Origin of the sequence: Corynebacterium sp. HMSC074H12 (assembly GCF_001813755.1) — a bacterium.
Lineage (GTDB): Bacteria > Actinomycetota > Actinomycetes > Mycobacteriales > Mycobacteriaceae > Corynebacterium > Corynebacterium hiratae.
Window position 1 is genome coordinate 1 of record NZ_KV813907.1, and the last position, 209, is coordinate 209.

Consider the following 209-nt stretch of genomic DNA (forward strand, 5'->3'; position numbering starts at 1 on the left):
CATCAGTAAGCAGCCCGACAAGGATTTGCGGCTCTACACGGCGCTCTTTGGAAAACCCGGGTTTACGAAGCTCATCAGCAGTATCGGTTTCAAAATACAAGGTAGTCACGTCGTACAAGATGAATGCGCCTGGCCCAATACCTGCATGATGGGCCAACGCTTGAGTTAGTATCTCCCCGAACGATTCGGTAGCGAAGGAGGAAAGACGC

At 51.7% G+C, this 209-nt stretch carries 1 pseudogene; it reads right to left on the bottom strand.

The annotated features are described in order from the left end of the window. A pseudogene (locus HMPREF2932_RS13815) lies at positions 1–209 on the bottom strand (transposase); the annotation flags it as partial.